At 63.8% G+C, this 12,261-nt stretch carries 9 protein-coding genes and 1 pseudogene; 6 read left to right on the top strand and 4 right to left on the bottom strand.

Annotated features, from left to right (window positions below):
- Position 1: 1 nt before the first annotated feature.
- Both Har1131_RS10085 and Har1131_RS10080 read right to left on the bottom strand, forming a co-directional pair.
- Positions 2–1,581 (bottom strand): annotated as a pseudogene (locus tag Har1131_RS10085) (acyl-CoA carboxylase subunit beta).
- A 1-nt stretch (position 1,582) separates the two neighbouring features.
- Positions 1,583–2,326 (bottom strand): beta-ketoacyl-ACP reductase, encoded by a 744-nt coding sequence (locus Har1131_RS10080; protein WP_014040367.1) that lies wholly within the window; start codon positions 2,324–2,326, stop codon positions 1,583–1,585.
- Positions 2,327–2,544: 218 nt separating this feature from the next.
- On the opposite strand from Har1131_RS10080, the gene Har1131_RS10075 reads away from it, so the two are divergent.
- The 6 genes from Har1131_RS10075 to Har1131_RS10050 are packed head-to-tail and all read left to right on the top strand — an operon-like array spanning position 2,545 to position 10,299.
- The gene (locus tag Har1131_RS10075; protein ID WP_151146254.1) at positions 2,545–3,708 is read left to right on the top strand and encodes an alpha-1 4-glucan-protein synthase; all 1,164 of its coding nucleotides are present in this window, start codon (positions 2,545–2,547) and stop codon (positions 3,706–3,708) included.
- Positions 3,709–3,745: 37 nt separating this feature from the next.
- A complete protein-coding gene (locus Har1131_RS10070; protein WP_225308105.1) occupies positions 3,746–4,948 on the top strand; it encodes an extracellular solute-binding protein in 1,203 nt (400 codons plus the stop codon).
- A gap of 1 nt (position 4,949) precedes the next feature.
- Positions 4,950–6,572, top strand: coding sequence for an iron ABC transporter permease (locus tag Har1131_RS10065; protein ID WP_014040370.1), 1,623 nt, complete (start codon positions 4,950–4,952; stop codon positions 6,570–6,572).
- Entirely contained in the window at positions 6,572–7,702 is a 1,131-nt protein-coding gene (locus Har1131_RS10060; protein WP_151146251.1) for an ABC transporter ATP-binding protein, read from the top strand. Before Har1131_RS10065 ends, Har1131_RS10060 begins: the two co-directional genes overlap by 1 nt.
- Positions 7,699–9,705, top strand: a complete 2,007-nt coding sequence (locus tag Har1131_RS10055) for a glycosyltransferase family 39 protein (RefSeq protein WP_151146246.1) — start codon at positions 7,699–7,701, stop codon at positions 9,703–9,705. The genes Har1131_RS10060 and Har1131_RS10055 overlap by 4 nt, the downstream gene beginning before the upstream one ends.
- A gap of 9 nt (positions 9,706–9,714) precedes the next feature.
- Entirely contained in the window at positions 9,715–10,299 is a 585-nt protein-coding gene (locus Har1131_RS10050) for a gluconate 2-dehydrogenase subunit 3 family protein (RefSeq protein ID WP_151146242.1), read from the top strand.
- Positions 10,300–10,331: 32 nt separating this feature from the next.
- Here Har1131_RS10050 and Har1131_RS10045 read toward each other — a convergent pair whose 3' ends face one another.
- Together Har1131_RS10045 and Har1131_RS10040 are read right to left on the bottom strand one after the other, a co-directional pair.
- On the bottom strand, positions 10,332–11,045 hold the full coding sequence (locus tag Har1131_RS10045) for a dolichyl-phosphate hexose transferase (RefSeq protein ID WP_014040374.1): 714 nt from the start codon (positions 11,043–11,045) through the stop codon (positions 10,332–10,334).
- 49 nt (positions 11,046–11,094) lie between these two features.
- A complete protein-coding gene (locus tag Har1131_RS10040; RefSeq protein WP_014040375.1) occupies positions 11,095–11,871 on the bottom strand; it encodes a winged helix-turn-helix domain-containing protein in 777 nt (258 codons plus the stop codon).
- Positions 11,872–12,261 lie beyond the last annotated feature (390 nt).

Raw genomic sequence — 12,261 nt, 5'->3', positions numbered from 1 at the left:
ATTACAGCGGGATATTGCCGTGGTCTTTCGGCGGCGTGTCCTCGCGCTTGCGCTGCAGGAGGTCGAGGTCCTGAATGAGGCGCTTGCGCGTCTCTTTCGGTTCGATGACGTCGTCGAGGTAGCCCCGTTTCGCCGGCCCGTACGGATTGGCGAACTCGTCGCGGAACTCGTCCATCAGTTCCTGGCGCTTGGCGTCCGGGTCGTCGGCGTCTGCGATTTCGTTCCGGTAGAGGATGTTGACCGCGCCCCGGGGACCCAGGACCGCCATCTCCGACCCCGGCCAGGCGTAATTCACGTCGCTGCCGAGGAACTTCGAGGACATGACGATGTACGCTCCGCCGTAGGCCTTCCGCACGACGACCGACAGCAGCGGCACCGTCGCCTCGGCGTAGGCGTAGATCAGCTTCGCGCCCCGCCGGATGATGCCGTTGTGCTCCTGATCCGTGCCGGGCATGAACCCGGGTACGTCGACGAGCGTGAGGATGGGGATGTTGAACGAATCGCAAAAGCGGACGAACCGGGCCGCTTTCTCCGCCGCGTCGATGTCAAGCGTCCCCGCGCTCACGCGTGGCTGGTTGGCGACGACGCCGACCGACTGGCCGTCCATCCGGGAAAAGCCCACGACGACGTTGCGCGCCCAGTTGCCGTGGACCTCGAAGAAGGAGTCCTCGTCGACGATGGCGTCGATGACCTTCGTCATGTCGTAGGGCTTGCGCGGGGCCGACGGGACGATATCGGTCACGCCGGGAATTTCCCGGTCGGGGTCGTCCCACGGCTTGACCCGCGGCGGGTCCTCCATGTTGTTCGCCGGCAGGTACGACAGGAGGCGGCGGATGTTTTCGAGGGCCTCCTCCTCTGACGGGTACGAGAAGTGAGCGACGCCGGACTTGGTAGAGTGAGAGCCCGCACCGCCGAGTTCCTCCTTCGACACCTGTTCGCCGGTCACCGTCTCGATGACGTCCGGCCCGGTGATGAACATGTGGCTGGTGTCCTGCACCATGAAGGTAAAGTCAGTCAGTGCCGGACTGTAGGTGGCTCCACCGGCACACGGACCCATAATCGCGGAAATCTGGGGAATGAGGCCACTGGCCTTGGTGTTGCGCTCGAATATCTTGGCGAAACCCACCAGCGAGTCGACGCCTTCCTGAATGCGCGCGCCGCCGGAGTCGTTGAGTCCGATGACCGGGACGCCGTTTTCGATGGCCCGGTCCATCACCTTACAGATCTTGTCGGCGACAACCTCGCCGACCGAGCCCCGAGTACGGTGAAGTCGTGGGCAAACAGGAACACCTTCCGGCCGTCGACCTCGCCGTAGCCGGTGACGACCGCGTCGCCGGCGAAGCGCTTCTCCGCCATGCCGAAGTTCGTCGACCGGTGCTCGACGAACGGATCGACCTCGTTGAACGTGCCGTCGTCGACGAGGAAGTCGATGCGCTCGCGGGCGGTCATCTTGCCCTTCTCGTGCTGGGATTCGATACGGGCCTCGCCACCACCGAGTTCGGCTTCGGCTCGTTTCTGTCGCAACTCCTCGACCGCGTCGTCGGGCGCGGTCTCGTCTTCTGGTTCTTCCTGCTGACTCATGCTACCACTCCATCCCGCCGTTGACGCCAAGTACCTGTCCAGTCATATAACTCGATTCTTCGCTCGCGACGAACCTGACGATGCCGGCGATGTCTTCGACGCGTGCGAACCGGTCGAGCGGAATCTCCCGCAAAATCTTCTCTTGAACGCGTTCGGGCACCTCCTCTAACATATCGGTCTTGACAAAGCCCGGCGCGACGCAGTTCGCGGTCGAGCCCGTGTGTGCTAGTTCGAGCGCTAGGGTCCGCGTAAAGCCGAACAGTCCGGACTTCGTCGTCGCGTAGTTGGCCTGTCCGATGTTTCCCTGCTGGCCGACGACGCTAGAGATATTTATCAGTCGGCCGTGCTCGGCGTCGCGGATGTCGTCGTAGAACGCCTTCGTCCCGTTGAACACGCCGCCCAGGTTGACGTCGATAACCGTCTCCCAGTCTTCACGGGTCATGTTCTCGAATTTCTTGTCGATGGTGATACCAGCGTTGTTGACGAGCACGTCCGTGGGACCGAACTCGTCGGCCACCCTCTCACGCATCGCCCGGACTTCATCGAGTTTCGCCACGTCGGCCTGCGCCGCGATAGCATTGCCACCGCTTTCGCGGATATCCTCGACGACGGCACGGGCTTCCGCTTCCGAGGACCGGTAATTTACGACGACGTTGGCCCCGTGAGCACCGAGGTCTTTGGCGATTCCGCGGCCGATACCGCGCGAGGACCCGGTGACGACACAGGTCTGATTATCCAGGTTCATTTGTGGTTGATCGGAGCCCTGTTGCTTCGTACGCTCATCACCTAATCTGGCAAAGCACAGCCAGATAATAGTTCTCCTAATACAACATTAAACGTCAGATTTAGAATATAATGATGTTCCGATTTCGGGATACATGATGTCTGGAAAACAGATCTACGAGGGCAGCAAAGTGAGAACGCCAAATCTTTTAGGATGGCCTAAAGAGGTAGGGCCAGTACATGACAGCCGACATCTGCGTGATGGTGCCGACGATTCGAAACCACGAATGCATGCGTTCGTACTTCCAGAACGCCCGGAACCACGGGTTCGACCTGGACCGACTGTTCGTCGTGCTCATCACCGAGGACTTCTGTGACACCGACGCGATGGAACAGATGCTCGACGAAGAAGGCGTCGACGGGGCCGTCTACGACGGGACTGCTCGCGAAACCTGGTTTGAGAACCACGGCGCGAGCGAGTATTCGCACCTTATCCCCGAAGCGAGCCACGCGCAGACGTCGTTTGGCCTCCTCTACATGTGGGCCAACGACTACGAGTACGGTGTGTTTATCGACGATGACACGCTGCCACACGAGGACGCAGACTTCTTCGGGACCCACATGTCGAACCTGTCCTTCGAGGGCGAGATAGAGACGGTCAGCTCCGACGAGCAGTGGGTCAACGTGCTCTACCAGAACGAGGACGAGCACGGTCTCTACCCGCGCGGCTACCCCTACGCCGCGATGGACGAGGAACTTTCGACGGAAGCGACGCAGGTCGACGATGTGGTCGCCTCTCAAGGCCTCTGGACGAACGTACCGGACCTCGACGCCGTTCGTATCCTGATGGACGGCGACCTCCAGGGACAGGCCCAGACCCGGACGAGCGAGGCGGACTTCGGCGAGGACTTCGTCGCCGCCAAGGGCCAGTACCTCACCGTCTGCTCGATGAACCTCGCGTTCCGCCGGGAAGTGATTCCGGCGTTCTACCAGCTCCCGATGGACGACAACGAGTGGGACGTGGGCCGCTTCGACGACATCTGGTCGGGCGTGTTCCTCAAGCGGGCCTGTGACGTGCTCGGCAAGCAGATCTACAACGGCGACCCCCTCTGTGAGCACAACAAAGCGCCCCGCTCGACGTTCTCGGACCTGACCAACGAGGTCCACGGGCTCGAACTCAACGAGCACGTCTGGGAGATCGTTGACGAGGCCGGCGCGGACGCCGACTCCTACGCCGAAGTGTTCGACGCAATCGGGACAGCGATGGCCGACGGCGATTTCAGCGACTGGGAAAACGGTGCCTTCCTTAACTACTGCGGGGAGTTCATGCTCGACTGGCTGGAATGTCTCGACGAACTGGACGCCGCCGCGACGGAACAGGTCCCCGCGACCGCCGACGACTAGAAAGGCCTAAGTTGTTTAGGCAACCCTAAATCAAACAATGAGTGATTCTAACGATCTGACTGGACGTAACGCGACGCAGTCTCGACGGCGCTTCCTCGCTCTCGGCGGCGCGACTGCCGCAACAGCGCTTGCCGGCTGTTCCGGCATTCTCGGTGGTGGCGATGGCGGTGAGGGTGGAAGCAACGGTGGAACTGATACCGGCGTCGGGCAGATTTCCCTTTCGGACTTCCGTGGGTCCGGCCCACTGGTGGAACAGCGGGACGCTCCCGGCGGCACCTCCATCGAGGAGTTGCCGGACCTCAGCGGCGAACTGACGCTGTATCTCGGCGGTGGCGAGGGTGGACTGTATCTCGACCTCATCAACCTGCTCGAACAGCTGTATCCGGACTTCACGGCGAACCACCGGCTCGAAGCCTCCAGCGACCTCGCGAACACGATTATCGAGGAAAACGAGGCCGGCGCGAGTCCCGCCGACGTGTTCATGTCCATCGACGCCGGTTCGCTCGGTGCCGTGGCCAACGCCGGTGCGACCGCGAGTCTCCCCGAAGAGGCCCTTTCGACGGTCCCCGAAGCCTACCAGGACAGCGAGGGCCGCTGGGTTGGCATCGCCGGTCGCGCCCGGGCGATCCCGTACAACACGAACCAGATCTCCGAATCCGACATCCCATCGACAGTTCAGGAGTTCCCCGAGACAGCTGCGCTGGAAAACAGCATGGGCTGGGCACCGAGCTACGGCGCGTTCCAGTCCTTTGTCACCGCGATGCGGCTCATCCGCGGCGACGACGAGACGATGTCGTGGCTTCAGGCGATGCAGGACCACGGTATCACTACCTACGACGACGAGTTCCGCGTTTCCAACGCCTGCGCCGACGGTGAACTCACCGCCGGCTTCGCCAACCACTACTACACGCTTCGGGTCCAGTCCGCCCGCGACGACTCGCCCATCGGCCTCGCGTTCACCGAGGGCGACGCCGGCGCGCTCGTCAACGTCTCGGGGCTGGAAATCATCGACGGAACCGACAACGCGGACCTGGCGTCGAACTTCGTCCGGCACGTTCTCTCGGCGGAGGCCCAGGAGTTCTTCGCCACCCGGACGTTCGCGTATCCGATGATTCCGGGCGTCGCACCGGTCGGCGACCTGCCGCGCATCGACGACCTGAACCCACCGGACATCAACCTGACCGAACTGGCCGACGTGGCCGGAACCGTGGACTTACTTCGGGACGCTGGCGTCCTCTAATATGGGCACAAAAGACCGGTACGAGCGGCTTCGGGAGCAGGCGACGACGTCGGAACGAGACTCGTCGCCGCACACGCTGCTCGCAGTGGTCTCGCTGGCGATCTCGCTGCTGTTACTGGCACCGCTGGTTTGGATCTTTCTCAGGGCAGGTGAAATCGAGTTCGCGCGTGCGGTCGAATTGCTGACAAGCGACACGACCGTCTCGGTGACGCTGAACACGCTGGCGCTGGTGACTGGTGTCACTGTCGCATCGATTCTCATCGGCGTCCCGCTGGCGATTCTCACCGCCCAGACCGATCTGCCGTTCAAACGGTTCTGGACGATCACGTCCGCGTTGCCACTGGTCGTTCCGAGCTACATCGGGGCCTTCGCGTTCGTCTCTGCCTTTGGCCCCCGTGGCGTCCTCGCGGACCTGCTCTCGCCGCTCGGTATCGAGCAAATCCCGACGATATACGGCCTGCACGGCGCAATACTCGTCCTGACACTGTTTACGTACCCGTACGTATTTCTGACTACGCGCGCGTCGCTGCTGTCGTTCGACGGGACCGTCGTCGAGGCCGCCCGGACGCTGAATCACACTCGTTGGGAGGCGTTCCGCCGCGTCACGCTACCACAGATCGCACCAGGCATCGCCGCCGGCGCGCTGCTGGTGGCACTGTACGCGCTCTCTGACTTCGGAACGCCGGCGATTATGCAGTACGACGTGTTCACGCGGATGATCTACAACGAGTTCGGCGCGCGCCGACTGGACTACGCCTCCGTGCTCTCGATGCTGTTGCTCGTGATGGCGCTCGGCATCCTCGCCGTCGAATCGCGGCTCAGCGCGGGCCGGGACGGTGCCTACGTCAGCAGCGGTTCGCGCCGGCCCGGTCTCATCAGGCTCGGGTACTGGAAGGCCCCGGCACTGCTGTTTTGCGGTGCCATCGCGTCCCTGTGTCTGGTGCTTCCCATCGGTATCCTGCTCCAGTGGCTCCTCCGTTCCGGCACGGGCTACAGCGGCGGTGGCTTCGCGTTCGAGGCGTCCTATGCCTGGAACTCGGTCGGTCTGGCCGCCGCCGCGGCCGCTATCTGCGTCGTGGCGGCGCTCCCGATTGCGTACCTCGCCGCGCGGGGCACGTCGGGTATTTCGTCACTTCCCGAGCGGGCCACGTACGTCGGCTACGCGGTCCCCGGTGTCGTTCTCGGCCTCGCGCTGGTGTACCTTGGGCTCCGGTACGTCCCCTTCCTGTACCAGAGCGTCATCCTGCTGGTGTTCGCCTACGTGATTCGGTTCCTCCCGCAGGCCGTCGGGACGACCGAATCCTCGATTCTCCAAGTCGATCCGCAGTACATCGAGGCGGCGCGGTCGCTGGGCTACCACCCGCTCTCGGCGTTCCGGAAGGTCGTCTTGCCGCTCGTCGCGCCGGGTATCGCCGCCGGGGCCGCGCTGGTGTTCCTGACGACCATGAAGGAATTGCCGGCAACGCTGATGTTACGCCCGACGGGCTTCGAAACCTTCGTCACGTACATCTGGCTCGTCCAGGGTGCCGGCTACTACGGACAGGCGGCGGTCCCGGCCCTCGTGCTCGTTGGCCTTTCCGGACTCTCCATGCTGGTCATTCTTCGACGGGAGGACACAAGCTAATGTCTCGACAAACACGCACACAGCAAACATCGGACTTCGACGACGTGGACGCAGCAGTAGCGAACCCGAACCGGACCGTCCTGGAACTCGACGACGTATCCAAGGACTACGGGCAGGAAGTCGCCGTCGAGAACCTCTCGCTCGACGTGAAAGACGGCGAACTGCTGACGCTGCTTGGTCCCTCGGGCTGTGGCAAGACGACGACGCTCCGGATGATTGCCGGGCTGGAACGCCCCTCCGACGGACAAATCTCTATCGCCGACGAAGTCATCGCCGACGGCACCTCGTTCCGGAAGCCCGAGGAGCGCAACGTCGGTATCGTCTTCCAGGACTACGCCCTGTTCCCGCATCTCACCGTCGCCGAGAACATCGCGTTCGGCCTGACCGAGATGGAGGAAGACGCTGTCGGAGAGCGGGTCGACGAACTGCTCGAACTGGTCGACCTGTCGGCCCATCACGACAAGATGCCGAGCCAGCTTTCCGGCGGCCAGCAGCAACGCGTCGCGCTCGCGCGCTCGCTGGCCCCGGAGCCTGACGTCCTCCTGCTCGACGAGCCGTTCTCGAACCTGGACGTGCGCCTGCGCGTCGAGATGCGCGAGGAGGTCCGCAAGATCCTCAAGCGGGCCGGCGTCACCGCCATCTCCGTGACCCACGACCAGGAGGAGGCGCTGTCGATCAGCGACCGCGTCGCCATCATGAACGACGGGACCATCGCTCAGATCGGCGACCCCGCTGAAGTGTTCGAGAACCCCGAGAGCCGCTTCGTCGCGAGCTTCCTCGGCCAGGCGAGTTTCCTCTCGGCCCGGGTGACTAACGACCAAATCGAGACAGGGCTGGGCTCGTTCGACGTGGATCTGCTGAACGGGCCAGTTGCGGCGTACAACGGCGCAATGGTGGACGTGCTCGTCCGGCCCGACGACCTGCAGGCGATGCCGACGAACGAGTCCAAAGCCGACGGCTACGTCGTCCATCGCCAGTACAACGGCCCCTCGTTCGTCTACCGGGTCGAGCTCCACAGCGGCGACGTCGTCCACTGCATGCACAACCACGTCGAGACGTTCGAACCGGGCCAGCCCGTCGAGGTCGACTTGGTCGCGGACCACGACCTGGCCTGGTACCCGACGGAATGAATCGACTGCGCCGGCCGGGGGTACAGGCGGGACTGGTGGCGCTGCTGGGCGGGATCACCGTTTTCACGCTTGCCCACGTCGTTTTTCCGCACCACACCACCAACCATGACGAGGGCGTCTACCTCCAGCAGGCCGCGATGTTGCTGGAGGGGCAACTGTTCATTTACCCCCCGGTCGAGGAGTCGTTCCGGCCGTGGTTTTTCGTCGCCGACGGCGAGCGGCTGTATCCGAAATACGCGCCGGTTCCGGCGGCGATGTTCGCCGTCGGGAAACTACTCGGCGGCTACCGCATCGCGCTCGGCCTGATTTCGACCGGCGTGCTGGCGCTGACCTACCACACCGTCCGTGAGGCATTCGACGCTCGAACCGGCGTGGTAGCGACCATCCTCATGCTCGGATCGCCGCTGTTCCTCGTCGAGGCGTCGGTGTTCCTCTCGTACGTGCCGACGACGCTCTGGAACCTCGGCTTCGCCGCGGCGTATCTCCACGCCGACCGGACGGGGAGCCGGAAGACGGCGGCGTGTGCTGGGCTCGCGATCGGCATCGCCTTTTTCGCACGGCCGTACACGGCGGTGTTGTTTGCGACGCCGTTCATCGCCCACGCGCTGTGGTCGCTCCGGACGCGCGACCCGGCGCGGTTCACGCGACTGTCGCTGACTGCCGTCGGCGGGCTCACCGGCGTTGCCGCGACGCTTGCCTACAACCGCGTCGTCACCGGCTCCGCGCTGTTGTTCCCCTATGAGGTGTTCGCTCCACAGGACGGACTGGGCTTCGGCTACCGTGAGATTCTGGGCTACTCTCGGGAGTTTACGCCGGCGATGTCGCTGGACGCGAACGCCGAACTCCTCTGGAAACTCCTCACGCAGTGGGTCGTCGCCGGCCCGCTGGGGACGCTCGCTGCGGCTGTCGGTCTCGGGGCTGCCGTGCGCCGCGGGATAGACGGTCGCCAGGCGGCGCTTGCCGGCGTCCTCCTGACGGTCTCCCTCGGCAACGGCTACTTCTGGGGCACCGTGAACATGCTCGGAGACCTTTCGGACCCGACGGACGGCCTGGTCGCCTTCCTGGGCCCGTTCTACCACGTCGACATGCTCGTCCCGCTGACGGCTTTCGGTGCCGTCGGGGTCGTCGCCGTCGCCCGGTGGGTGCGCCGGCTGGTCACCGACCAGGTCAGCGCCGACCGGGTCCGCCCGGTCCTGCTCGCGGTGGCGCTGTGTGGCGCGGCGCTGGGCGGCGGCGCGGCCGTCGCGACGGCGGCCGAGCCGGTCTCGGACAACTACGCGGTGACCCAGCAGCTAGAGCAGGCCTACGAACCATTCGAGCAGCGTGACCTCGACAATAGCCTCGTCCTGCTTCCCACGCCCTATGGCGACTGGCTCAACCACCCGTTCCAGTCGGTTCGCAACGACCCCGGCTTCGACGGCGACACCGTCTACGCGATGCAACACCGCCAGTTCGAGGTGCTCGACGCCTATCCCGAGCGGGACTACTACCGCTACGTGTTCCGCGGGGAGTGGGTCCCGTATCTGGGGCTGCCCGTCGAGCCGCGACTCCAGCCGGTGTCGGTCGCGGAGGGCGAGACGGTCCAAACGGACGTGTCGGCGTCGGTTCCGGAGCAGGCCGCGCTGGTCTCGATCCGGCTCGCAAGCGAGGGTGAGAACGACTACGCGACAGTTACCGGAACGGACCGGCTGGATCTGCAGCTCTCGACCGACCGGAATCGGACGCGACTCACCGGCGACGGAATCGACGACCAGGTCAGCGTCCCGACGCCGGAAGACGGGACGGTGACGCTGATTATGTTCGTCGACTACGGCACCGGCGCGGGGTTCGAGTACCGCGCGGAACTCCCGGTCGAGCAGACCGACGAACGCGTCCGGGCGCTGACGCCGCGGCTCGAAATCTGTCGGGACCAGCGCCGCTGCGGCGGCGAAGCGGCCTACGTCCCGGGCACGCATCGCGATGGCATCAGCATGAACGCGACCACGACAAGCGAGAATACGTGAGACTCACCGATGACTGACTACGAACTCACCAGACGCGACGCACTGAAAGCACTCGGCGCGGCGGGTGTCACCGTCGCCGGCGGCGCGGCGGCGCTCGCCTGGGACAGGTCGACAAGCGACGATGCTGCCGAGTCAGCCGAGGCCGACGCTGCCAGTTCCGAATCGGGCTTCGGGGACCACGAGCGCGAGACGTACCGCGCCGTCGCCGCTATCGTCTATCCGAGCGAGGTGACGGGCGTCGCTGGATTCGTCGACAGCTACGTCGCCGGACGGGTCGAGGCAGACCCCGAGCGAGCCGAGGACATGGCGGCAGCAGTCGCGGATCTGGACGCGTACACCCGAGAGTGGGAAGACAGCAACTTCGTGGCGGTCGATGCTGCGACGCAAGAAGATACGCTTCGGGGAATGGGGGTCAAGGCCTCTGATCCGGACCCACATGGCGACCCGAGGCACCGCGTCCGCTACTACCTCGTCAACGACCTCCTGTTCGCGCTGTACAGTTCGCCGACCGGCGGTAAGCTCGTCGGCATCGAGAATCCACAGGGCCACCCCGGCGGAACGGGTAGCTATCAGCAGCCACCGAACGACCGATAAGCCGGGTCCCGTCGTCGACTGCTTCGGCGGTGTTACCGGAACCGTTCTTCGAGCGCAACGCGGACGATAGATTTCGCGATGGCGGCCCCGCCGGAGAACGGGTCGAGTTTCGTCTCGCCTTTCCGCTCGTCGTACGCGATGGGGCGCTCACGCACGTCGTAGCCACGCATCAGCGGCCGCATGAGCAGTTCGGCTGAGAGCCCGGTGTTCTCTGTCCAGACGATCTTCTGGAGGACCTCGCGGCGGTACGCGCGCATTCCAGTCGTCGTGTCGTGGACGCGCTTGCCCATGAGCACGCTCGCGAGTAGCGCGAACAGTTCGTTCCCCAGTTTGTTCATCGCCGGCATCTGTTCGGCCCCGTAGTACAGTCGGTCACCGCTGACGACGTCGGCCCCGTCGTTTATTTCCGCGAGGAAATCGGGCAGGCGTTCCATCGGATACGTGTCGTCGCAGTCCGTCGTGACGACGACCGGCCGGTCCGGTGTCAGCACGGCTTCGCGGACTGCCACGCCGTACCCCTGCGGTTCCTGTTGGATGACTGTAGCGCCGTGCTCGCGGGCGATCTCCGGTGTCCGGTCGCTGGACCCGTCGACACAGACGACTTCGGCGCGCCCGTCAGTCACTGCAGCGATGTCATCGAGCACGGTGCCGATTGCTTCTTCCTCGTTGTATGTGCCCATAACGACCGCGAGGTCGTCGAAGGTGTAGCCGGCCGGTTCGTCGCTCCGTGAACCCTGAATAGCCATTGCTCATCCGTCAGAACCCACGGTTCTTGAATGTTTAGGTTTGCCAAAATCAGCGGTCGGCGAGATACGTTTCTATCGGGGTTGCATCCGTCCAGAGGTGCGCAAACAGGTCCCGTGCCCACGAAATAGCGCTGTCCGTTTCGGAGACGATTTTCGCCGACGGCCAGGCTCCGTCGAGTTCTGGGAGCGTCAGGATCATCCAGTCGTCGGCGACGGCAAGTGCGTACGGGACCTCCGTGACACGAACGGTCGTCTCCTCGTATCGATTCATATCGAGCGAGACGGACTCCTTGCCGAGTATCTCGTCGATGACAGCACAGCTTACCACCAGTCTCGAGTCGGGGCTATCTGGCATCGCTTCCTCGTACTCTGGGTGGTAGACGGGCGAGACCACGTCGCAGTTCTGGACGCTTTCGACGCGGGTGACGACTTCGCGGACCGGGCGGTTGATATCGGTCTGCGTGCCACGGATGACCGTGTACTCGTCGAGTTCCGGGAGGCGACACCGGAACGGCTGTGGCAGAACTGATGTATCGTGGGACTCCCAGTACTGCGGGGCCACGGCGAAGAGTTCCTCGAGGCGTTGCTGGCGGTGAATCGTATCCGCGACGAGGCGGCCGGTGCCGGTGAGTCGCCAGCCGTCATCCATCGAGGTGACCAGACCGCGGCCTTCGAGGTTCGAGAGCGCATCGTATATCGCGGACTCGCTCGCAGTGACCGCTGACAGCAGTTCGTTGGTGGCCTTGGCTCCGGGACACAGCGAGCCGATGATGTCCGTCCGGACGGACGACGTTCGGACGTACTGAATAACTGATTCTACGCCCATACTGTCCCCATATACTGTAGCTCATATTTTTCGCACATATCAGTTTCCATTTGTAATGGAATTCTCTCCGGAAGCTGTACTATTCTCTCGGGCATTGGATATTATTGCAGCCAATGTGTCCATCTTTTTTACCGCTCGTGACACAGACACAGTTGCTGTCCACGTAAGACCACGTCCCCGCTGAACGCAATGGAGCACGTTGGTCTTGTGGAACTGCCACGTTCGGGCCAGGCGATATCGTGCCTCTGACATACTTCGCCAGCCCGAAGGGTCATGCAATCACCGTGGGTTGCCCGCCCACGGTGCTCATTGTCTCCGCTGTCGTCTCGTCCAGCCGCATCTGTTTACTTCGGACTCCGTCCGTCGGTTCCGTATCGACCGTCAGTAGTC

It is taken from the genome of Haloarcula sp. CBA1131 (assembly GCF_008728975.1).
Lineage (GTDB): Archaea > Halobacteriota > Halobacteria > Halobacteriales > Haloarculaceae > Haloarcula > Haloarcula hispanica.
The sequence above is the reverse complement of the archived record's forward strand: the minus strand, read 5'-3'. Positions and strand labels throughout refer to the sequence as shown.

Coding starts and splice junctions, on each gene's coding strand:
- Har1131_RS10045 (WP_014040374.1), bottom strand. CDS start 11,045: ATGGCTATTCAGGGTTCACGGAGCGACGAACCGGCCGGCTACACCTTC.
- Har1131_RS10055 (WP_151146246.1), top strand. CDS start 7,699: ATGAATCGACTGCGCCGGCCGGGGGTACAGGCGGGACTGGTGGCGCTG.
- Har1131_RS10065 (WP_014040370.1), top strand. CDS start 4,950: ATGGGCACAAAAGACCGGTACGAGCGGCTTCGGGAGCAGGCGACGACG.
- Har1131_RS10080 (WP_014040367.1), bottom strand. CDS start 2,326: ATGAACCTGGATAATCAGACCTGTGTCGTCACCGGGTCCTCGCGCGGT.
- Har1131_RS10075 (WP_151146254.1), top strand. CDS start 2,545: ATGACAGCCGACATCTGCGTGATGGTGCCGACGATTCGAAACCACGAA.
- Har1131_RS10070 (WP_225308105.1), top strand. CDS start 3,746: ATGAGTGATTCTAACGATCTGACTGGACGTAACGCGACGCAGTCTCGA.
- Har1131_RS10040 (WP_014040375.1), bottom strand. CDS start 11,871: ATGGGCGTAGAATCAGTTATTCAGTACGTCCGAACGTCGTCCGTCCGG.
- Har1131_RS10060 (WP_151146251.1), top strand. CDS start 6,572: ATGTCTCGACAAACACGCACACAGCAAACATCGGACTTCGACGACGTG.
- Har1131_RS10050 (WP_151146242.1), top strand. CDS start 9,715: ATGACTGACTACGAACTCACCAGACGCGACGCACTGAAAGCACTCGGC.